The sequence below is a fragment of the Arthrobacter sp. ISL-95 genome (assembly GCF_018613695.1).
GTDB lineage: Bacteria > Actinomycetota > Actinomycetes > Actinomycetales > Micrococcaceae > Arthrobacter.
Map to the genome: position 1 here is coordinate 74,125 of NZ_JAGGPR010000002.1, position 20,924 is coordinate 95,048.

Annotated in this window: 16 protein-coding genes; 8 read left to right on the forward strand and 8 right to left on the reverse strand. The window is 62.6% G+C overall.

The window, feature by feature from the left end:
• Nucleotides 1-830 precede the first annotated feature (830 nt).
• The 4 genes from J7I86_RS01460 (at nucleotide 831) to J7I86_RS01475 (ending at nucleotide 4,191) form a co-directional block, all read left to right on the forward strand.
• Complete coding sequence (locus tag J7I86_RS01460) at nucleotides 831-1,061, forward strand: hypothetical protein (RefSeq protein ID WP_214815017.1); 231 nt, start codon at nucleotides 831-833, stop codon at nucleotides 1,059-1,061.
• A gap of 124 nt (nucleotides 1,062-1,185) precedes the next feature.
• Complete coding sequence (locus tag J7I86_RS01465; protein ID WP_214815018.1) at nucleotides 1,186-2,280, forward strand: efflux RND transporter periplasmic adaptor subunit; 1,095 nt, start codon at nucleotides 1,186-1,188, stop codon at nucleotides 2,278-2,280.
• Between the two features lie 4 nt (nucleotides 2,281-2,284).
• Nucleotides 2,285-3,013 carry an ABC transporter ATP-binding protein gene (locus tag J7I86_RS01470; protein ID WP_214815019.1) on the forward strand — a complete coding sequence of 243 codons (729 nt, stop codon included), beginning with the start codon at nucleotides 2,285-2,287 and terminating at the stop codon, nucleotides 3,011-3,013.
• Nucleotides 3,010-4,191 (forward strand): ABC transporter permease, encoded by a 1,182-nt coding sequence (locus J7I86_RS01475; protein WP_214815020.1) that lies wholly within the window; start codon nucleotides 3,010-3,012, stop codon nucleotides 4,189-4,191. The genes J7I86_RS01470 and J7I86_RS01475 overlap by 4 nt, the downstream gene beginning before the upstream one ends.
• On the opposite strand, the gene J7I86_RS01480 is transcribed toward J7I86_RS01475, so the two are convergent.
• Together J7I86_RS01480 and J7I86_RS01485 are read right to left on the reverse strand one after the other, a co-directional pair.
• Nucleotides 4,169-4,861: an ABC transporter ATP-binding protein gene (locus tag J7I86_RS01480; RefSeq protein ID WP_214815021.1), complete on the reverse strand. Its 693-nt coding sequence runs from the start codon at nucleotides 4,859-4,861 to the stop codon at nucleotides 4,169-4,171. The genes J7I86_RS01475 and J7I86_RS01480 overlap by 23 nt on opposite strands.
• A 2-nt stretch (nucleotides 4,862-4,863) precedes the next feature.
• The gene (locus J7I86_RS01485; protein WP_214815022.1) at nucleotides 4,864-6,339 is read right to left on the reverse strand and encodes an FtsX-like permease family protein; all 1,476 of its coding nucleotides are present in this window, start codon (nucleotides 6,337-6,339) and stop codon (nucleotides 4,864-4,866) included.
• Between the two features lie 296 nt (nucleotides 6,340-6,635).
• On the opposite strand from J7I86_RS01485, the gene J7I86_RS01490 reads away from it, so the two are divergent.
• On the forward strand, nucleotides 6,636-8,126 hold the full coding sequence (locus J7I86_RS01490) for a polysaccharide lyase family 1 protein (protein ID WP_214815023.1): 1,491 nt from the start codon (nucleotides 6,636-6,638) through the stop codon (nucleotides 8,124-8,126).
• A gap of 82 nt (nucleotides 8,127-8,208) precedes the next feature.
• On the opposite strand, the gene J7I86_RS01495 is transcribed toward J7I86_RS01490, so the two are convergent.
• The 4 genes from J7I86_RS01495 to J7I86_RS01510 form a co-directional block, all read right to left on the reverse strand.
• A complete protein-coding gene (locus J7I86_RS01495; protein ID WP_214815024.1) occupies nucleotides 8,209-9,306 on the reverse strand; it encodes a sugar-binding protein in 1,098 nt (365 codons plus the stop codon).
• Between the two features lie 54 nt (nucleotides 9,307-9,360).
• Nucleotides 9,361-10,632, reverse strand: coding sequence for a multiple monosaccharide ABC transporter permease (gene mmsB / locus J7I86_RS01500; protein ID WP_214815025.1), 1,272 nt, complete (start codon nucleotides 10,630-10,632; stop codon nucleotides 9,361-9,363).
• A gap of 44 nt (nucleotides 10,633-10,676) precedes the next feature.
• A complete protein-coding gene (mmsA, locus tag J7I86_RS01505; RefSeq protein WP_214815026.1) occupies nucleotides 10,677-12,233 on the reverse strand; it encodes a multiple monosaccharide ABC transporter ATP-binding protein in 1,557 nt (518 codons plus the stop codon).
• Nucleotides 12,234-12,362: 129 nt separating this feature from the next.
• The gene (locus J7I86_RS01510) at nucleotides 12,363-13,553 is read right to left on the reverse strand and encodes an ROK family transcriptional regulator (protein WP_214815027.1); all 1,191 of its coding nucleotides are present in this window, start codon (nucleotides 13,551-13,553) and stop codon (nucleotides 12,363-12,365) included.
• A gap of 302 nt (nucleotides 13,554-13,855) precedes the next feature.
• Here J7I86_RS01510 and J7I86_RS01515 point away from each other — a divergent pair, with 302 nt between their 5' ends.
• Complete coding sequence (locus tag J7I86_RS01515) at nucleotides 13,856-14,695, forward strand: carbon-nitrogen hydrolase family protein (RefSeq protein ID WP_214815028.1); 840 nt, start codon at nucleotides 13,856-13,858, stop codon at nucleotides 14,693-14,695.
• Between the two features lie 18 nt (nucleotides 14,696-14,713).
• On the opposite strand, the gene J7I86_RS01520 is transcribed toward J7I86_RS01515, so the two are convergent.
• Both J7I86_RS01520 and alr read right to left on the reverse strand, forming a co-directional pair.
• Entirely contained in the window at nucleotides 14,714-16,357 is a 1,644-nt protein-coding gene (locus J7I86_RS01520) for a PucR family transcriptional regulator (protein ID WP_214815029.1), read from the reverse strand.
• Nucleotides 16,347-17,579, reverse strand: a complete 1,233-nt coding sequence (alr, locus tag J7I86_RS01525; protein ID WP_286179162.1) for an alanine racemase — start codon at nucleotides 17,577-17,579, stop codon at nucleotides 16,347-16,349. The genes J7I86_RS01520 and alr overlap by 11 nt, the downstream gene beginning before the upstream one ends.
• A 194-nt stretch (nucleotides 17,580-17,773) precedes the next feature.
• On the opposite strand from alr, the gene J7I86_RS01530 reads away from it, so the two are divergent.
• On the forward strand, nucleotides 17,774-19,204 hold the full coding sequence (locus tag J7I86_RS01530) for an amino acid permease (protein ID WP_286179201.1): 1,431 nt from the start codon (nucleotides 17,774-17,776) through the stop codon (nucleotides 19,202-19,204).
• Nucleotides 19,201-20,910, forward strand: a complete 1,710-nt coding sequence (locus J7I86_RS01535) for an NAD(P)/FAD-dependent oxidoreductase (protein WP_214815031.1) — start codon at nucleotides 19,201-19,203, stop codon at nucleotides 20,908-20,910. The genes J7I86_RS01530 and J7I86_RS01535 overlap by 4 nt, the downstream gene beginning before the upstream one ends.
• Nucleotides 20,911-20,924 lie beyond the last annotated feature (14 nt).

Sequence of the window (20,924 nt, forward strand, 5' to 3'; positions counted from 1 at the left end):
GGTAAGGCCGGGGCTGGTCGAGTGCGGGGTGTTGGGTGTGTTTGGTGCGCACCCTTTTACGCCGCTCGCTGCCGTAACCTCTGGTGCGTCCGGCGGGTACGGGTGCGCCCGCGGGGAACATGGGGTGCGCCGGGCGGGTTCGGGTGCGTCGTGCACAGGCAGGGTAAGGCCGGGGCTGGTCGAGTGCGGGGTTTGGGTGTGTTTGGTGCGCACCCTTTTACGCCGCTCGCTGCCGTAACCTCTGGTGCGTCCGGCGGGTACGGGTGCGCCCGCGGGGAATGTGGGATGCGTCCGGCGGGAATGGGTGCGTCGTGCACAGGCAGGGCAGGGCCGAGGTTCGTTCGAGTGCGGGGGTTGGGTGTGTTTGGTGTGCACCCTTTTACGCCGTTCGCTGCTCTAACCTCTGGTGCGTCCGACGGGTACGGGTGCGCCCGCGGGGAACATGGGGTGCGTCGGGCGGGAATGGGTGCGCCGGGCACAGGCAGGGCAGGGTAAGGCCGGGGCTGGTCGAGTGCGGGGTGTTGGGTGTGTTTGGTGCGCACCCTTTTACGCCGCTCGCTGCCGTAACCTCTGGTGCGTCCGGCGGGTAGGGGTGCGCCGGTGGGGAATGTGGGGTGCCCTGGGCGGGAACGGGTGCGCTGGCACAAAGTGGTAGCGTCTGCTGGGAAATGCAGTTATTGGGGGAATGTGGAAACGAATATTAAGAAGCCTTCAGCAGGCCCGCGAGTTGCGTCAATTGTGCTCGGCGTGGTGGGGTCAGTGCTTTCTCTGCCGGTGGCAGCGCTGCTCGGTTTTGCCTTGGGCTTTATCCAACCCGTATGGAATGCACCATGGGAACATACGGCTCTGGTTGCTACGAAGGCGATCTTCTCAACGCCACTATCCTCTTCGCCTTGGTTTATCTGCCGTTTCTTCTGCCGACCATTGCCATCACCCAACTACAGCGGAACAAAGGGCGCAGAACCACGGATTTCATGCCACTGATTGTTCTGTGCGTCGTGCCAGCCGTAGTGATTGTCCTGTGTGCCGTGCTTGCCCTGATTTCTCCCGGCTCGCTCTAATACCCCGACACACTAAGCATTCTGTCAAGTCATAGGAATGCTCGGCGTACCGAAATTCCTCGCCTAGGCTTAGGCAATCATCCCTCGCAGAGGTTCTGTGGGGAGTTACCGAAATGGAGCAGGGATGGGTACTTTTCGGCGCGTCATTTTGCCGGTTGCCTGGTTGTTGGTTTTCGCGATTATTGCGGTGGCCTTAGTCAAAATCGCTTTTGTGGATGGTCTGGAATCGGCTGCTGCCGGGCCAGCACCCTTGGCGCAGGTGGATATTCCGGTGGTCCCGGCCACTCGGGCTACCGTCACCAACACTGTGGAAATCAAGGGCACCGTCCAGAGCGACCCCGCCGAGGCCGTCCGCAGCACGTCAGCCGGAAAAGTAGTGCAGGTTTTCGTTGAGCAAGGCGCGACCGTAGCTAAAGGCGACGCCCTTTTCCAGGTCAAAGCCGAGCGCGCGGTCACAACCCCGGAGCCGTCACAGGATGGTCCGCAAACGGTTCCGAAGCCCGTGTACGACTACTTCGATATCCTCGCTCCGAGGGCCGGAACCTTGCAGCAGCTCACAACACTCGTTGACCAGCAGGTCACGGTGGGCGAGTCCGTGGGCAAGATCGATCCCGGTACGTACACAGTGGCCGGTTCCGTGACGGCGGCCCAACAGTATCGCTTGCTGGGGAAGCCCGGTCCGGCCGACATTGCTTTGGTGGGTGGTCCGGCGCCGTTCCAGTGCGCCGATGTGACGCTCAAGAACAACGCGTCCGACGACGGCGGTGCGGCCTCGGGCGGGCTGGCCGCCACAGGTGGAGGTGCCGGAATGGGCGTGGGCGCAGCGGTTGCTGGTCCCGGCGGAAACGGCCAGCCGGAAGAAGGCGGCACTCCTACCGGAACGTTGAGCTGCCCGATTCCCTCCGGTCAGCAGGTCTTTGCCGGACTTGGCGCCACCATGACAGTGAGCGCCGGAGTTGCACCTGACGTAGTGACTGTTCCCCTGACGTCAGTGAAGGGCAGCGTGAAGGACGGGATCGTGTGGATCGCGGGCCCGGGCGGAACGGGTGCCGCCCCCGAGCAGCGCACTGTCCAGCTGGGACTCAACGACGGTTCCGTAGTGGAAGTGACCTCCGGGTTGAGCGAGGGCGAGCAGGTCCTCGAATTCGTTCCCGGGGCACCGGCTGTTCAGGATCCCATGATGGGTCCGGGCCAGGCCGTCTACGGTCCGATGGGCTAAGGGCATGGACGAAACAGGCAAAGAAACGCTCGTCAGTCTGAGGTCGGTCACCCGATCCGTCCGGCTGCCCGATGATCAACAGCTGAATATCCTCCGTGGCATCGATCTGGAGGTGCGCAGCGGAGACCACACGTCCATTGTTGGCCGGTCCGGTTGCGGCAAATCAACCCTGCTCAACCTGCTGGGCCTTCTGGACATTCCCACGTCCGGGGAGCTGGAGTTCCTTGGCCAGCCCGCGGATCGTCTGGGCAACAACGCCCGTGCCCGTTTGAGGGGCTCCACCGTGGGCTTCGTGTTCCAACAATTCAACCTGTTGCCCGGCCGCAGTGCCTTGGACAACGTCATTACGCCGCTGTTCTACGCCAAAGGCAAGGAGTTCTGGAGGCGCCGCGAGATTGCCATGGACATGCTGGACCGCGTTGGCCTCGCCGCACGCGCCAACACCCTGCCCAACATGCTCTCCGGTGGCGAGCAGCAGCGCGTGGCCATTGCCCGCGCCTTGGTGCGCAGGCCCAGGTTGATCCTGGCCGACGAACCAACCGGAGCATTGGACGTGGAAACCGGGCAGTCCGTGATGGCCCTGCTGGACACCGTGGCTACCGAAACGGCTGCGGCATTGGTGACCATCACGCACGACACCAACGTGGCAGCCCTCGCCCGGGCTTGCTACCGTTTGGATTCCGGTGTGCTCAGCCCGCTGCCTGTGGCAGAAACTGCAGGAGTGAGCGCATGACCGGCTTCATTTCCACCCTGGTAGAAGCGTGGCAGGAACTCCGCATCAACAAGGTCCGTATTCTCTTAGCACTCCTTGGTGTTGCCTTGTCCGTTGCGGCGTTGACCTCGGTGGTGGGCGTGGGCAGTTTGGCACGCGAAGGCATGAAAGTTCAGTCCGAACGAAATGGTGGCCGCGTCGCCACGCTGTCCTTGAACGTCAGCGGGCCAGCCATGCCTGATCCGGTGAAACTTGAGAAGGCCTACCAAGGCATTCAACAGCGCTACGGCATCACAACCTCCACGCACGCCAGCCAGACCCAGGCGGGGTTCCAGTTTCCCCGCGGTGTGACAACGGTGAACGTGACCATCGTGGATGTGGGCTATGGCATCATCCACCGGGTTCCGCTTCAACAAGGTAGCTGGTTTGCTGCCGACGACGGCAAAAGGCTCGCACCCGCCGTCGTCGTCTCCGAAGCCTTCTACAACCAGGCGGGCAGGCCCAACCTGACCACCCATCCCACGGTGAGCATCCCGGGCGACCAGCCGGCTACGGCGGTGATGATCGGCGTCGTGCCTGATTCCTACCCGAACATGCCGCCTTCCGCGTTCATCCTTACCGAGGGCGCGGCCATGACCGGCATCAAACCTCAAATGTCGGAGTTCAAGATGTGGGTGGGGGAGGAACAGGCCGGCGCCCTTACAGCAGCAATCACCGCCGATCTCCAGGGACAATTCCCTGGCTACTACGCCCAAGCGAGCCGCATGGACTATGCAGCGTACGGAGATCCCTTGGCGCCCGTTCAGCTGGTGGTGGGAGGAGTAGCCGGTCTTGTGCTCCTGCTCGGGGCCGTGGGGATGCTCAATATCTCCATGGTCACCGTGCGCTACCGGGTCCGCGAAATAGGCATCCGGCGAAGCTTCGGCGCAACCTCCGGACGGATTTTTGTGGGCGTCATGATGGAATCCGTGGTGGCCACCGCGGTTGCCGGCCTGGCGGGAGTCATGCTGGCAGTCGCAGTGGTGAAGCACCCGTGGATTGAATCCAGGGTAGCGCCGGGACTCACCGAATACCCGGCCTTCCCCATCGACGCCGCGCTGATGGGCTTCGGCGCGGCAGTCCTTGTGGGCGCACTCGCCGGAGCCATCCCTGCGCTCGTGGCGGTGCGCGTCAAGGTCATCGACGCGATCCGGTTCTGACCTCCTCGGTGAGCCTGCCCTGCTGAAGCCGGAAGCAGCGCTCGGTTTTCTGCGCCAGGCTGCGGTCGTGCGTAACCACCAGGACGGTGGTGTTGTGATCGCGGCTCAGTGAGCTCAACAGTTCGATGATGTGCTCGCCCGTGTGCTCATCAAGGTTGCCGGTGGGCTCGTCGGCGAGGATCAGCTTGGGCTCGTTGGCCAGCGCCCGGGCGATCGCCACACGTTGCTGCTCGCCACCGGACAGCCGGTTGGTGCGGCGTGAGTGCTTCTCCGGGTCCAACTGCACCTGCTCCAACAGCTCCTTGGCACGCTGCAACCGGGCTGCTTTGCGGACACCGGCGAACTCCATGGGCAGCATGACGTTGTCCACTGCGCTGAGGTTGGGGATCAGGTTGAACTGCTGGAACACGAAGCCGATGTCCCGGCGACGGTACTCTGTCAGTTTGCCGTCCGGCAGCCCGGCCAGGCTGACGCCATCCACGACGACGTCTCCGGAGGTGGGCTTGTCCAGCGCACCCAGGAGGGACAACAGCGTGCTTTTGCCGCTGCCGCTCTTGCCCACAATGGATGCCAGCGAGCCCTTTTCCAGCTCGAAGCTGACACCGTTGACCGGCTTGATGGTCCGGTCACCGGACTTGAACTGACGGACCAGGTCCTTGACTACGATCATGGTTATTCTCCTCGGAGGACTTCGATGGGACGGATGCGGGCGGTCAGCAATGCCGGTACCAACGCGCCGATGATGGCTACCGCGAACACTGCCGCGATACCGGCAGCGAGCACGCCGGGGGAGACACTGGCTGTGACGGAAGTCAGCAGCTGTGAGGCGCCGCCGAAGGGGCCACCTTGGCCACCGCCCATGCCACCGCCGGGAAAACCACCGCCGGTCCCGCCACCGGGGACTGCGCCGTTAGGCATCGCCCCGGAAAGTCCTCCACCCCGCTGGGAGGTGGTGGCCGCCGTCGTGGTGGTGTTCGAACTGATGAGGGCCGAGGCGATGCCCCCGCTGGCCAGTGAAGCAATCACTGCGCCCACAACACTGCCAAGGGCCACCAGGACCAGAGACTCGAGGACGAACTGCAGCCCGATGGTGCGGTTGCGGGCACCAATGGCTTTCAGCACGCCGATTTCGCGGCGGCGCTCGCGGACCAACATGACCATGATGAGCAGGATGATGATTCCGGCAGTGGCGAGTGCTGCGATGAAAGCGATCAGCGAGATGTTTTTGACACTGTCCAGTGAGCTGACGGCGGTTTCGAGGTTGCGCTGGCCCTGGGTGACGTCGGCCTTCTCCGTGCCGAGTGCGTCCTGAACGGCCGTTTTGGTGCTGTCCACGTTCTCCATGCTGTTGACCGTGACGATCATGGTGGAGAGTTCATCCGGGGTCTCGGCCAGCGTTTGCGCTTCCGGGAGGGTGACGTAGACGGCATTGTTGCCGAAGGTCGTTCCGGCGTCGAAGATCCCCGCTACGGTATAAGTCTTGTCCTGGATGGTGAACGTGGAACCTACGGCCAGATTGTTCTTCTCAGCCAGCGACGTGCCCACCAGGGCCTTCGCCTCCGATGCTGTGTAGTCGCCCAAGCCGGTGCCGCTGGTGATGTTCAGTGCTTTCCCCGTGCTGTCCACCTCGGCGCCAATGCCCGTCGCCGTGATCGGGAGGGTGCGTGCGGGTTGGGTGGTTGTTCCGGTGGCGCCTGTTGTGCCGCTGGTGTTGTTGCGGTTGCCGAGCGTACCGGCGTCGACGGCGGCCGTTAGGTTGGTACTGACCGTTGCCTGTTGACCGCCCGGACCGAAGCCACCGCCGGGGCCGGCCTGCTGGGTGCTACCCGTGGTTGAATCGGTGGTTGTCTGCAGACGCAGTGCCTTGGTGCCCACTACCGACGTCACGTTGGCGACCGATGCCGCAGTCTCAGCCTCCGCCGTCGTCAGCGGTTCGCCGCCACCTTCGAAGCCCTGGCCGCCCGCCGGATTCACTGTCAGGGTGGTGCCGACGGACGCGTTGAGCTCCTGGACCTTGGCTCCCACGGCCTGGTTGGCCACGAGCATGGCGAGTGCCAGGCCGATGGCTACGGCCAGGACGGCAACAACAGCCGCCGTTCTGATTTTGTTGCGGAAGGCATTGCCTACGCTTCGGGCAAGGACGCTCACGTTTCTCCTCTTGACCTGCAAGTTTGTTGGCCCACTGGACGTGGGCTGCAGATCCAAGACTCGTGAGTCCTGCTGTGCAGGAAGCCAGCCGAAGCTATGCGTGGGCTGTGAAAGGTTGCGGGAAACCGACAGGGACGTATTCCGAACGACCCTTGACAGCGTGGCGCGCTGCACAGGCATAATAGGAAAGCCCCAGAGAAAACGGTTTCTCACTGCTGAGGCAAGGTTCCCAAGCTAGTCGAATTGCCCATCCCTACCAGGCATGTGCTTTGTTTGGCATGCCGGAAAACAGGCCAATGACGTCCACCCCATCACAAATTCCAAGCACCAAACCATTTCGCTTCGCCGCAGTATCCGCCATTGTCGGCATCACTCTTGCAGCTACGCTGGCGACAGCTTCTGCTGGTCAGGCCGATTCCGTCAATTTGCACGGCTCGCCCACAGTCTCAGTTCACGACTCCGCTCCCACGGGTTGGGCATCAGTGGGGCCGGGGACCAACGGTGGTTCCGACGCCCCGCCGGAAAACATTCACGTGGTCAGCACGCTAGCCGAACTGAAAGCGGCAACGTTGAACAACGGAGACCCCAAGGCACCGAAGATCATCTACGTTAGGGGGACCATCAACGGCAATGAGGCTGCCGATGGCACGGTCATGGGAGAACAGGACTACGCACCTGGCTATGACATCCAGAAGTACATGAGCTGCTTCCTGGACAACGGGAAGACCTGGAGCGACCAAGCCTTTCCCTATTGCAAGCAGATGCGGCAGCTACGCCAGCAGGGCAGTAATGCCATGAAGCGGCAAATCGAGGTAAACCTGCCGAGCAACACCACGCTGCTGGGGCTGGATGATGCTGCCGGCTTGGTCGGCGCCAACGTGATCATGCACGTCGCGAGCAACGTGGTCATCCGGAACCTCAGCATCGAATCACCGGTGGACTGGTTCACCACCTGGTCCCCGGACGACGGGGACGGCGCTTGGAACGCCCGCTTTGACTGCCTGTCTGCCGTGACGTCGGACCACCTTTGGATTGACCACGTCCTGCTGACCGATGGACGCTACCCTGACAGCGAAGCACCCAAGGACTTCAAAAACGAACCCGTGATCCGGCACGACGGCCTCCTGGATTTGAAGGACGGTACGGACTTCGTCACCATCTCCAACAGTCAGCTCCGCGACCATGACAAGACCAGCCTCCTGGGCTCCGGCGATGAACACGTGGACAAGGACGGCGGGAAACTGCGCGTCAGCTTCATCTCGAACCTGTTCGAGAACACCCAGCAACGCGGACCCCGCGTCCGATTCGGTCAGGTTCACGTCCTGAACAACTACTTTGTAGGGAGCACCGACGATCCGGACTACCCCATGATCAGCGAGGCGCAGGGTGGAACCAGCTACTTCCTGGGAGCGGGGTATGACTCAAGGATCTTCTCCGAATACAACGCCTTCGACTACAACGGCGCTGATGCGGATAAGTCCATCACCGTGAGCAGCTACAACGGCAACATGTTCAGCGACACCGGATCCTGGTTCAACGGCGAGTCCGTCAACATGAACGCCGTGGCCGAGGATTCCTTCGCGCAGCGGAAAGCTGCCGCGATCGCGGCCGCAGCTGAGTCTGGGACTCCGGTGCCTGATTGGGCCAATCGTAACTTCACGTCCGACGTCGGGTGGTCACCTTCGGAAGTCTATGGATACCAGACGCTGAAATCGCCAGCCGCTGTCCGGAACGCCGTGCTCAACTTCTCGGGGCCCGGAGTGATTAAGGTCCGCGAGGGGAAGTAGCAACGGCGCGGTTGAACGAGGGCAAAGCGAAGCCCCGGCCCGCCTGATGGCGGACCGGGGCCTGTCTTGCTTTGGTGACCAGTTACTTGGTGATCGGGCCGAGTACCGGATCGTCGACGTAAGCCGTCTTGACGTTTTCTGCCGTAACGATCTGCGGGGGCAGGAGGAACGCGGGGACGGTCTTGACACCGTTCTTGTAGGAGTCCTTGTCGTTGATCTCCAGCTGCTTGCCGGCCTGGAGGTCCTTCACCATGGTGATGGCGTGCTCAACGAGCTTGCGGGTGTCCTTGTTGATGGTGGAGTACTGCTCGCCGGCGATGATCGACTTCACGGACTCAACTTCCGAGTCCTGACCGGTCACGATGGGAAGCGGCTTGCCGGCGGCCTTGACGGAGGTCAGGACTGCACGGGCCAGGGTGTCGTTCGGGGAGAGAACGCCATCCAGCGAAGCGGTGCCGTAGCTGCCGGTGAGCAGTGTGTCAGCGCGACGCTGGGCATTTTCAGCCTTCCAGCCCTGGGTTACAGCTTGCTCGAACGAGGTCTGGCCGGACAGGACCTTAAGGGTTCCGTCATCGATCTTCGGCTTCAGGACACTCATGGCGCCGTCAAAGAAGACCTTCGCGTTGGCATCATCCGGGGAACCGGCAAAGAGCTCGACGTTGTACGGTCCGGTTGCCTTCTTGGCCTTCATGCCGTCCAACAGGGCCTGACCCTGCAGTTCGCCAACCTTGAAGTTGTCGTAGGCCACGTAGTAGTCCACGTTCTCGGTGTTGAGAAGCAGACGGTCATAAGCGATGATCGTGGCGCCGGATTCCTTGGCCTGCTGGAGCTGCGTACCCAGCTGGGCGCCGTCGATGGCTCCCACAATGATGACCTTGGCGCCCTTGGTGACCATGGCACTGATCTGGTTTTGCTGCTCGGACACGCCGCCGTTGGCGAACTGGACGTCGGCCTTGAAACCGGCGCCGGTGAGGCCGTCGTTGAACAGCTTCTCCGCAAGAACCCAGTTTTCACTGGTCTTCTGCGGAAGTGCGACGCCGATCAGCGAGTCCTTGGGGAACGCTTCCCCGCCTGCTGTGCTGCTGCTTGAGCCGCTGTCAGTGCGGCCGCAGGCTGTCAGCGCCAGTGCCGCGATGGCAGCGACTGCTGCTGCCTTTCCTGCTTTACCAAACATTCGCATATCTTGGTTCACTTTCTGTGTGGGTGGGGTGGAGCGAGTCTGTCAGGAAGCGGATTACGCCTCCTTGGAGATGACCTCTTTGGTTGTTGTGGTTTCGTCAGGCTTGATCTCGTTGTTATTCCGCTGGAAACCCTTGATCAGCATGCCCGTAATGGACCTCTTGCCTTGGGACTTGTTGTAGACATCGAAAGCGACCGCGGCCAGGAGCACCAGGCCCTTGATGATCTGGGTGAGGTCGGCGCCGACACCCAGGAGCTGGAGACCGTTGTTCAGGACAGCCATCACCAGGCCACCTACGATCGAGCCGATCACGGTACCAACGCCACCGGTAACGGCAGCGCCACCGATGAAGACGGCTGCGATCGCATCCAGTTCCCAGCCCACGCCGTCAAACGGTCCTGATGCCGTGGAGCGGGCAACGAAGATCATGCCGGCCAGTCCGGCCAGGATGGACATGTTCATCATGACCATGAAGTTGACCTTCTTGGACTGGACGCCGGAGAGTTCGGCTGCGTGGCGGTTGCCACCCACCGCGTATACGTGACGGCCAAGGACCGTCTTGTCAGCGACGAATCCGTAGATGAGGACCAGCACGGCGAGGATCAGGCCAGGGATGGGGAAGGAGGTTCCGGGGCGGCCGGTTGCGAACAGGTACGTTGCGTAGAGGATGGCACCGCAGATCAGGACCAGCTTGGTGACTTCCACCCAGAGCTCGGGAACGTCTGCGCCAAGGGCCTTCGCGGCGGCACGGGCACGCAGGGACATGATCACAACCAGTGCTGCAGCCACAATGCCGATGAGCAGCGTGAGGTTGTTGAAGCCGGTGTTCGGGCCGATCTCCGGCAGGTATCCGGAACCAATGAACTGGAAGTCCTTGGATACCGGGATGGTGTTGGACTTGCCCACGAACTGGTTGAAGCCGCGGAACAAGAGCATGCCGGCCAAGGTCACGATGAAGGCCGGGATGCCCACATACGCTGTCCAAAGTCCTTGCCAGGCGCCGATCACCGCACCCAGAAGCAGGCCGAAGAGCACGCCTGCCCACCAAGGCAAGCCCCAGTCCCGCATGGCGAGGGCAACTGATACGCCCACGAATGCTGCCACGGAACCTACGGAGAGGTCGATGTGGCCGGCGATGATGACCAGGACCATGCCAATTGCCAGGATCAGGATGTAGGAGTTGCCGTTGAACAGGTTGATCACGTTGCCTGGGGTCAGCGTGCGGCCCCCGGTGAAGATCTGGAAGAAGACGATAAGTGCCACCAGGGCGAAGATCATGCCGAACTGGCGGGTATTGCCACCAAATAGCTTCTTGAGCGCGTTCATTGTTTTGGTCCTTGTGTCAGGAAGGGGTAAGGCTGGGCCAACGGTCAGGCTGTCTTGCGGGCGGAAGTCATGAGCTTCATGAGGCTTTCCTGGGTTGCTTCGTTCTTGTCCAGGACGCCGGTGATGGCGCCCTCAAAAATGGTGTAGATGCGGTCGGACAGGCCCAGGAGCTCCGGAAGTTCCGAGGAAATGACAATCACTCCCTTGCCTTGGTTGGCGAGCCTCTGGATGATGCCGTAGATCTCGTATTTGGCACCCACATCGATACCGCGGGTGGGTTCATCCAGGATCAGGAGGTCCGGGTCAGTGAACATCCACTTGGCCAGCACCACCTTCTGTTGGTTGCCGCCGGAGAGCTTGGCAACACCTTCCTCAACCGACGGAGTCTTGGTGCGCAGGGATTTCCGGTACTCCTCGGCAACGGAGAATTCCTTGCGGGCGTCTACCACGGTGTAGTTGCTGATCTTGTCCAGAGCGGCAGCAACCGTGGTGGTCTTGATGTCGTCCAGCAGGTTCAGGCCCAGCGACTTGCGGTCTTCTGTGACGTAACCGAGCCCGGCGTCGATCGCTTGACGGACGCTGCGGAGGTTGACCGGCCTGCCGTCCTTGTACACCTGCCCCTTGATGAAGCGTCCGTAGGAGTGGCCGAACAGGGACCGGGCAAGTTCCGTGCGTCCGGCGCCCATGAGGCCGGCGAAGCCCACAATTTCGCCCCGGCGGACGTAGAAGTTGGAGCCTTTGCAGATCAGGCGGTCTTGGATCTGGGGGTGTCCAACCGTCCAGTCCTTGACCTCGAAGAAGACTTCACCGATCTTTGGTTCGTGATCCGGGAAGCGGGACTCGAGCGTCCTGCCCACCATCCCCTTGATGATGCGGTCCTCGTCCACGCCATCCCGCTTGACGTTCAGCGTTTCGATCGACTTGCCGTCGCGGATGATGGTGATCTCGTCGGCGATCTGTTCGATCTCGTTGAGCTTGTGGGAAATGATGATCGAGGTGATGCCCTTGCCTTTGAGGCCGAGGATCAGGTCCAGGAGGTGCTGGGAATCGGACTCGTTCAGCGCGGCGGTGGGCTCGTCCAGGATCAGCAGGCGAACGGACTTGTTCAGTGCCTTTGCGATCTCCACCAGCTGCTGCTTGCCCACACCGATTTCCTTGATGGGGGTGTCCGGGTCCTCCCTCAGGCCCACGCGGGCCAGCAGTTCCATGGAACGCTTGCGCGCTTCTGCCCAGTCGATCACACCCCACTTGGTGGGTTCGTTGCCCAGGAAGATGTTCTCCATGATGGACAGTTCCGGGATCAATGCCAGTTCCTGGTGGATGATCACAATGCCGGCCGCTTCGCTTGCGCGGATGTCCTTGAACTGCTGCGTCGCGGCTTGGTACACGATGTCGCCCGTGTAGCTGCCGTAGGGGTAGACGCCGGACAGCACCTTCATCAGGGTTGATTTCCCTGCCCCGTTTTCTCCGCAGATGGCGTGGATTTCTCCGGCCATCACGCGCAGGCTCACATTCGACAAGGCCTTCACGCCTGGGAATTCCTTCGTGATCGAGCGCATCTCCAAGAGGATGGGATCACCTTGCGTGTCGAGGGATGTCATCAGCCCTTACGCCTCCAATGCATGACTTCGTTGTCGGCCCCGCAATGGCGAGGCTGTCTGATCAAAAAGTAAACTGGATCACCCGTCTTGTCGTCAAGACTTGAACGCATGATCCAGCTAACGATTTCGTTACCTACCGGTAATACCGGCGTGTTGGAACACCAAAGCTGCTGCTCCGAGCGCTTCTGCGCGTGCCCCGAGGGAGGACATCGCCAAGTGCGTCGTCTCGCCCACCACAGGTACCGCGTGGCGCACCAGGCCCCTCCGGATGGGGTCCAAAAGGAGGTCGCCGAGGCCTGCCAGCGGACCGCCCACCACAATGACCTCCGGGTTGATCAGGTTGGAGACGTTGCCCAGCGCACGGCCTACCGCCAGTCCGGCGTCGTCCACTACGCGTTGGGTGGCAGAGTCACCGGCGAGGCAGTTTCGGACGATGTCCTGCGGCGTCAACTGCGCCTCCAGGCCGCGCCCTAGCAACTCGATCATGGTGGTGGTGGAGGCTATCGTTTCGAGGCAACCCCTGTTTCCGCAGCGGCACACCAGTCCGTGCTCGTGAATGGTTGCGTGGCCGATTTCCCCGGTAATGCCAACATTGCCGTAGTAGGGAAATCCATTGAGGATCAGGCCGGCGCCGATGCCCGAGCCGATCTTGAGGAACATCAGGTTTGAGACCCCACTGTGGGGCCCCCAGGTCACCTCCGAGAGGGCGCCCAAGTTTGCGTCGTTATCAACGAACACGGGGCAGTTCAGTGCTTCCTCCAGCCGATGGAGGATGTCGATGCCTACCCATTCCGGCAAGATAGCGCCCTGGGCCACGGTGCCGGATCGGCGGTCGATGGGGCCCGGAATGCCGGCACCGGCTCCCACCACGGCAGTACGGTCAATCCCATTCTCCTGGAGCAGTTTTTCAAGCAGCAGGACCGCGGCAGCAATGCCTTCCTCGGCCTGGTGCCCCAGCGGCAATTCGATGTAATCCTCGGCAATGACGTGATAGCCCAGCGAGGCAAGGACTACCCGCAGGTGGCGGCGTCCGAAGTCGATTCCGACGGCGACCGCTCCGTTGCTGTTCAGCCGCACGTTGGTCGCCCGGCGTCCGGAGCTCGTGGTGGGCTCCGTGGATACCAAGCCGGCGTCCTGCATGATTTTGACGATGTTGGAAACCGTTGCCGTGGAAAGCCCGGTCTGCCGTGAGAGCTCTGCTTGCGTGGAGGGCCCGCTCAATAGACACTCGATAATGCGCTGCTGATTCAGGTGGCGCAGTGCGGACTGCGAGCCGGGTTTTCTCGGATGGCTCTTCGTTGAGCGCTGCGTTGCGGACATGACAAGAAGATTGCCCCACAAGCGAGCTTGTAGTCAAGAAGTGAACACAAGGAGTCAATCATTACCGACATACTCCAATGCATGAACACTGCACCTGTACCCCTTGTGAGGCCCGCTATGCGCTCGAAGTTCACCGTTAGGGCGCATAGCGAGCCTCGCAACGTAAGGGGTTGGGGGCAATGCGTCCTGCTTTCGTGGCGTGCGGGTCCAAACGCCCTAACATCCGGTTCCCATGCCTGCCTACTCTGGAAGCAAGAAGATCCCGACGCTATCGGTCCGGTGTGAACGAAACCTAGGTGGTAATGATGCTGCTCTCAGTCCTGCAGGCGAACGCTTCCGTCATGGATGTTGAAGCGAACCTGCGCACAATCGATGACGCCGCGCAGCGCGCCGCCCAGGCGGGGGCCGGGCTGCTCCTCACCCCGGAGCTGTTCCCCGTGGGATACGCCCCTCTGCGTCTGCACGCCGAACTGGACCCTGCCACCCTCCCGGGCGTTCGTGAACGCCTGGCCTCCATCGCTCGCCGGCATAAGATCGGCCTGGTCTACAGCCTTCCGGCGGTGAGCTTGCAGCTGCCAGCGCACGACGACGACGCGCAGCCGGCTGCCGCTGACAACGGCTGGAACATCACGGCTACTTTGCTGGACGCCTCTGGCGCCGAAGTCCTCAACTACGCCAAGGTGCATCTCTTCGGCCCGGAGGAGCACAAAGCATTTGTGGCCGCACAAGAACCTCCCGCCGTCGTGGATTTCAACGGGATCCGTACGTCCATGCTCATCTGCTACGACGTCGAGTTCCCGGAAGCCGTTCGTGCCGCTGCCACCAGAGGCGCCGAACTCCTCCTGGTGCCTACCGCCTTGTCTGCCGGATTCGATAATGTGCCTCAGGTCCTGATCCGGGCGCGCGCGTTGGAGAGCCAGTTGAACGTTGCCTATGCCAACCACAGTGGGCATGAGGACGTGTACAACTTCCTGGGCGGCAGTGTTGTGGCCGGACCGGACGGTTCCTTGCTTGCAGCGGCGGGGGAGTCCGCTGCGCTCTTGTTCGCCGAGGTTGGCACCGAGTCAGTCAAGGCAGCACGCGACGAAGTCCCATACCTGCGCGAACGTCGGCCGGAGCTGTACGCCAACTGGGATAAGTAAGCAGAAAGACAAGCGCGTCTAGTCACCCGTCCCATCAACAGGAAGGCCGGCCACCAGCTCGTCCACATACTGCAGGGCGAACCACAGTTCGGCGCGCACCTGCGCCTGGTTAAGGTCCATGTCCAACAGCTCAGCCAGCACGCCGATCTGCCGCCGCACGCTGTTCCTGTGCAGCCCCAGCAGTTTGGCGGAACCGTCCCAGCTGCCATTTTCACTGAGCCACCCCCGGAGGACAGCCAACAGTGGGTCGCGACGGTCCGATTCCAGCTCGAGCACGGGCGCCAAGAGCCTTTCGGCAAGCAGGGTTCCCGCTTCGCGCCCCAAAAGACCGGCAACGGACCAGGTCACCTCATCCACGCGTGCGCTCTTGCCCGTGGTCACCACGCGGCTGCGCAAGGAGCTCGCCCGTTGGTAGGCCGCTTGGAGCCCAAGGAGCTCCGTCGGTTCGCCAATGACCAGCCGCCAGCCAAGTTTTTCCACATCAGAGAGCAGCGAGTCATCAACCTTCAACCGGGTAATGGCTGCGAAACCGTAGTCGGTGATCTCCACCAGCTTGGTGTCGAAAAGCCTGCGCCATTGCAGCAGCTCACGCACCGGCCCATCGTCCGCGGCGCCGTTCACCCTGACACCTTGAACCACCCGCATCTGCCCGGATCTGGTGGACGATAAGCTCTGGGCCAGCAGATCCTTGAGGCCATTGACGTGTTTGGTAGAGCCGGACGCCAGCGAGTCAGGGTGCAGCAGGACCGCCGTGGCCAACTGACTCGGAGCCAGCGAGCCACTGGTCCGCTGCCGAACCAACAACTCCAACAGGCCAACGGCGGACTGCACCACGTTGTTCTGCGCAGGCGTGAGGGGTGTATCCGAACCAAGAATCAGCGCGCCCAGGTTGGCGTCCTTGGTGCTGCGCAACGGATGCCCGAACACCAAAGCTGAGCCCGGCTGTTCGAAACCATCCATTTCCACGCGCGGACCACTGCCGGACAGCAGCCGCTCCAGCATGGGCGAAAGCAAGGAAAGCTCGACGCCGCTGCTGCCGCCGGCGTTGTGTCCGGCGGTATTCTGTCCAGCGGCATTGTGCCCGCGCGCCCGGACCCGCCCGTCAGCGCCCACAAGAACGGCCCAGACCGGTACCCGCTGCACGAGGGCGGCGAGAAGTTCGTGTTCGGGCCTGGGGGAGAGAACCGCCCGCATGAGCTGCCGGTTGGTCTCCGCCAGCCGCCGGAAAACTTTGGCGTTGTCCGTTTCCAGGAGCTGGGAAAACTCCAACCCGATTGCCGCGAACGGTACGGACTCCGGCACCTCGAACAAGGTGAGGTTGTGCTTCCGGCAGGCGTCGAGCAGGACGTCAGGGACGGCGTCGAAATAGGGTCTTATCCCAAACCCGAGGGCTGCCACCTTGGCGCCCACGAGCCGCTGGACGTAGGCATCCACCTTGGCCGCCGAGCCGCCTTCCCCAAGGAAAGGCAACCCGGCGGTGAGGAGGAACTCGCCCTCCGGCAGGTAAGGCGTGGGATCTTCGAGCTCACTCGGTTCAACCCATCGCAGCAGCGAGGCGCCGCTGCCGCCGTCGTGAAGCATTTTCAACTCCGGCGGCAGCTGCTCCACGAACTGTTCGAGTGTGACGAAACTCAGGCGGGCAGTGGCGGCCTCAGGCGACATCGTCCTGCCCGGCGGTGGCCGGCTCCTGGTAGTCGGGGCACTGGTAAGCGGTAGTGGCGTAAGCCCGGGGTAGTCGGGGCGCGATCCTGTTGATGATTTCGTCGCCGTGACTGCCTATACCCGCGCCCCAGTCGTCGGCACTCGCCGCCCCGTCGGCCGGATCGCCGAATAACACTGCGGTATCCCCAACGTTTATCCCTGAAGCGTCCGGGCCGAGGTCCACCATGAACTGGTCCATGCACACCTTGCCGATCACCGGCACGCTGCGGCCCGCAATGTTCACTACCGAGCGTCCGCTGATGCCCTTGGGGATGCCGTCCGCGTAGCCGAGCGGGATGAGGCCCAGGTAGCGGGGTTCGTAGGTGATGGCCTGGTGTTCGTAGCTCACGCCGGTGCCTGCCGGGACCTTCTTGACCATGACCAGCGGAGCCGTGACGCTGAGCGCTGGCCGCAATCCGAAGTCGGACGGGTTCAGGTGGTCCGCAGGTGCAAGTCCGTAGATAGCCAACCCTGCGCGGACCATGTCGAAGTGGAATTCGGGCCGGTCCAGGATATTCGCGGAGCTGGAAACGTGGCGGAGTTCCGGGCTGAGCCCGGCGTCGCGTGCCTCGCGGACGGCGTCCTCGAACTCTGCGACGGCAGTGGCGTTCCCCGGGTGGGCGGGGACATCGGCCCAGGCCAGGTGGGTCCACAGCCCCCTTACGCGGAGGGTGCCGTCAAGTTCAGCTTGCCGCGCCTGTGCCACAAGTTCAGGCCAATCTTCCTTGCGCGCACCGCCGCGGCTCAGGCCGCTGTCCAGTTCCAGATGCACGACGGCGGGACGGCCAAGGCGTTGTGCGATGCCTGCCAATACCTCCAGTTGGCTGACGCTCCCGAGGGAAACATCGATGTCATTCTCCAAGGCCTCAAGGATGGCGGCGCTGGTCTGGGATGCCAGATACAGCCAGGAAAGGATGGGCACGGTGATGCCCGCCTGGCGAAGTGAAATGGCCTCTCTGAGCTGGGCCGTCCCGAGCCAGTCCGCTCCGGCGTCAACTGCTGTTCGCGCCACTTCCACCAGGCCATGGCCGTAGGCGTTGCCCTTGACCACTGCCATGAAGAACGGCGCCTCGGTGCGCTTCTTCAGGGCCCTGACATTCTCTGAAATGGCGGACAGGTCCACGATGACCTGCCCGGAAAGGGCGGCCGGAGCTACCTCTTGATAGTGTGCATTACGTCTCATGGTTGAACACTATAGGTCATTTTGCACCATGATGAGAGGTGGCTCACATGCCAGTCTTGTGGAGGGGAAATCGAAACTACTTTGAAGGGACGTCAAGGGTGACTGTGCCTGTGAACACCAAAAACCCGGCAGCGGCAAGCATCGCCAGGCCGAGCCTGGGAGCCCAGCTCCTGCGCCGCAAGCCGATCGGCCAGATGGTCAACGAGGCCGGAAGCGGCGAAGGCGGCACGCCGTTGGTCCGCAGCTTCGGGGTCCTCCAGCTGACCATGATCAGCGTTGGCGCCACGCTTGGCACCGGCATCCTGGTGATCCTTGGCGAGTCCGTGCCACTGGCAGGGCCGGCCATCTGGATCTCGTTCGTCATTGCCGGTTTGGCTGCGCTGCTCTCCGCAGTGTCCTACGCCGAAATGGCCGGGCTCGTGCCGGTGGCAGGCTCCAGCTACTCCTACTCCTACGCCACCATGGGCGAAGGCATGGCCTGGATCTGCGGCTGGTGCCTGGTGTTGGAATACGCCGTCTCCGTGGCAGCCGTTGCTGTTGGTGCCGGGCAGTACGTGAACGAGACCCTCGCCGCGTTCGGCCAGGTCCTGCCTGATGCCATGAGCCAGCCGCCGGGAGACGGGGGCTTGGTGAACGTACCGGCCATGGTGATCGTCATTCTTGCCATGATCCTGCTGGTCCGGGGAGCCCGCGAGAGTGCATGGATCAACACCGCCATTGTCATCATCAAGGTGGGCATCCTGATCTTCTTCTGCGCCGTGGCCTTCACCGCCTTCAACGCAGGCAACTTCGAGCCGCTGCTGCCCATGGGCGCCGCCGGTGTTTCTGCCGCAGCGTCCAGTGTCTTCTTCTCCTACATCGGTTTCGACGCCGCCTCCACAGCCGGCGAGGAAGCCAGAAATCCCAAGCGTGACCTGCCCCGGGCCATCATGCTCTCCATGGTGATCGTCACCAGCATCTACGTCCTGGTTGCTGTGGCAGCCATCGGGGCCCGCCCCTGGAACTGGTTCGACGGCACGGAAGCTGCGCTGGTGCAGATCCTTCACGAGATCACCGGCCAGCCTTGGATTGCCTTGGTCTTCTCCATCGGCGCTGTGCTGGCCATCGCCAGCATCGTTCTGACCGTTCTCTACGGCCAAACCCGCATCATGCTCTCCATGTCCCGCGACGGCATGATGCCCAAAGTCTTCGGCCGCGTATCCCGCCGTACCGGCACCCCGGTGGCCGGCACGCTCATCATTGGCACCGCCGTCGCCCTCACCGCGGGCCTGGTCCCGCTGGGTGCGCTGGCGGATGCCACCAGCATCGGCACGCTCTTTGCCTTCGCCCTGGTCAATGTGGCCGTCATTTACCTCCGGCGCAACCGCCCCGACTTGGAGCGGAGCTTCCGGGTGCCGCTGTACCCCATCACGCCCATCCTTGGCACCCTCATGTGTGCGTACCTGATGCTCAACCTCGGCGCGGATACCTGGATTACCTTCGGCGTCTGGATGCTGGTGGGTGTCGCCATCTACTTCGGCTATGGACGCCGGAACTCCAAGGTAGCCGCGCTCAGCGAGCAGGACTACCGTGAACTAACCACCAGGGCCGTGAGCCCGGAACCTGTGAAAGCAGAAAACTCATGACCATTGCCACCGAGCTCCCTGTCGTCGAGAAACCAGGTGCGCCCACCTCAGACGCAACTGGAGCCCCCATCACCATGCTGAACCCGGATTTCCCGTTCAGCTACGATCATTACCTGGCGCACCCGGACGGGCTCGGCTCGGTTCCCGAGGAGCTCTACGGCACAGAAGTCGCGATTATTGGCGCCGGCCTGTCCGGACTCGTTACTGCCTACGAGTTGATGAAACTCGGCCTCAAACCAGTGATTTACGAGGCCGACCAAATCGGTGGTCGTCTCCGGACAGCCAGTTTCCCCTCCGCTCCGGGCATCGTGGCGGACCTTGGCGGCATGCGATTCCCCGTTTCCGGCAAAGCGTTCTACCACTACGTGGACCTTCTTGGCCTGGACACCAACGAGTTCCCTAACCCCATGGCGCCGGCCACGTCCAGCACCGTGATTGAGCTCGCCGGCAAGAAGCACTACGCCACCACATCCGATGAACTGCCGGAGTTCTTCCGCGAGGTTGCCGACGCATGGAAAGCAGCAGTCAACGACGGCGCGGCCTTCGCTGAGATGCAGGAGGCCATCAAGGCCCGCGACACCAAGCGGATCAAGGAACTCTGGAACGCACTCCTCCCGGAGCTCGACGAGCAAACGTTCTACGGCTTCATCGCCGCGAGCAAGTCCTTCAAGGAGGCAGGGTTTGCGCACCGCGAAGCCTTCGGCCAGGTGGGCTTTGGCACGGGTGGCTGGGACACCGACTTCCCCAACTCCATCCTCGAAATCCTCCGCGTGGTCTACACCGACGCCGACGACCAGCACCGCTCCATCGCTGGAGGAGCGCAACGGCTCCCCGAGGCACTCTGGAACCACGCGCCGTCGGGCCTTTCATACTGGCCGGAAGGCACCTCGCTGTCGTCGCTGCACAGCGGTTCGCCGCGCGGAGCCGTGGACAACATCCGCCGGGCAGAAAACGGCGACCTCGTGGTCCGCGAGAACTGGGGCCGCGAAGCCACGTACCAAGCCGTGGTGACCACCTGCCAGTCCTGGCTGCTGTCCACGCGCATCCACACCGAGGAAGCACTGTTCCCGGCAGAACTGTGGACGGCGATCGAGCGCTCGCACTACATGCAGTCGTCCAAGACGTTCGTCATGGTGGACCGCCCGTTCTGGAAGGACATTGATCCGGAGACCGGACGCGAAGTCCTCTCCATGACGCTCACCGACCGCCTCAACCGGGCCACGTACTTGCTCGACGACGGTCCGGACAAGCCCGCCGTGATGCTCCTGTCCTACACCTGGAACGACGACGCCCTGAAGTGGTTGGCCCTCACCGCCGAGGAACGCGTCAAGCTCATGCTGCACTCGTTGGAGCAGATCTACCCGGGCGTGGACATCGCAAGCCACATCGTGGGGCAGCCCATCACCGTGTCCTGGGAAGCGGATCCCAACTTCATGGGCGCGTTCAAGGCCAACCTGCCCGGACACTACCGCTACCAGCAGCGCCTGTTCACCCACTTCAAGCAGGACCGGTTGCCGGAGCACCAGCGCGGAATCTTCCTCGCCGGCGACGACGTGTCCTTCACTGCCGGCTGGGCAGAAGGCGCCGTGACCACGGGCCTGAATGCCGTGTGGGGAGTGGTGAACCACCTGGGTGGCTCGTCCGCAGACGGAAACCCAGGACCGGGCGACCTCCTGGACGAGCTCGGCCCGATCTCTTTGGACTAAACCCTAGCGTTGCG

Bases quoted from the DNA above. Each gene is read 5' to 3' on its own strand.
- J7I86_RS01515 (WP_214815028.1), top strand. From the start codon at position 13,856: ATGATGCTGCTCTCAGTCCTGCAGGCGAACGCTTCCGTCATGGATGTT.
- J7I86_RS01470 (WP_214815019.1), top strand. From the start codon at position 2,285: ATGGACGAAACAGGCAAAGAAACGCTCGTCAGTCTGAGGTCGGTCACC.
- J7I86_RS01460 (WP_214815017.1), top strand. From the start codon at position 831: ATGGGAACATACGGCTCTGGTTGCTACGAAGGCGATCTTCTCAACGCC.
- J7I86_RS01535 (WP_214815031.1), top strand. From the start codon at position 19,201: ATGACCATTGCCACCGAGCTCCCTGTCGTCGAGAAACCAGGTGCGCCC.
- J7I86_RS01495 (WP_214815024.1), bottom strand. From the start codon at position 9,306: ATGCGAATGTTTGGTAAAGCAGGAAAGGCAGCAGCAGTCGCTGCCATC.
- J7I86_RS01530 (WP_286179201.1), top strand. From the start codon at position 17,774: ATGGTCAACGAGGCCGGAAGCGGCGAAGGCGGCACGCCGTTGGTCCGC.
- J7I86_RS01475 (WP_214815020.1), top strand. From the start codon at position 3,010: ATGACCGGCTTCATTTCCACCCTGGTAGAAGCGTGGCAGGAACTCCGC.
- mmsB (WP_214815025.1), bottom strand. From the start codon at position 10,632: ATGAACGCGCTCAAGAAGCTATTTGGTGGCAATACCCGCCAGTTCGGC.
- J7I86_RS01465 (WP_214815018.1), top strand. From the start codon at position 1,186: ATGGGTACTTTTCGGCGCGTCATTTTGCCGGTTGCCTGGTTGTTGGTT.
- J7I86_RS01520 (WP_214815029.1), bottom strand. From the start codon at position 16,357: ATGTCGCCTGAGGCCGCCACTGCCCGCCTGAGTTTCGTCACACTCGAA.
- J7I86_RS01480 (WP_214815021.1), bottom strand. From the start codon at position 4,861: ATGATCGTAGTCAAGGACCTGGTCCGTCAGTTCAAGTCCGGTGACCGG.
- J7I86_RS01490 (WP_214815023.1), top strand. From the start codon at position 6,636: ATGACGTCCACCCCATCACAAATTCCAAGCACCAAACCATTTCGCTTC.
- alr (WP_286179162.1), bottom strand. From the start codon at position 17,579: ATGAGACGTAATGCACACTATCAAGAGGTAGCTCCGGCCGCCCTTTCC.
- mmsA (WP_214815026.1), bottom strand. From the start codon at position 12,233: ATGACATCCCTCGACACGCAAGGTGATCCCATCCTCTTGGAGATGCGC.
- J7I86_RS01510 (WP_214815027.1), bottom strand. From the start codon at position 13,553: ATGTCCGCAACGCAGCGCTCAACGAAGAGCCATCCGAGAAAACCCGGC.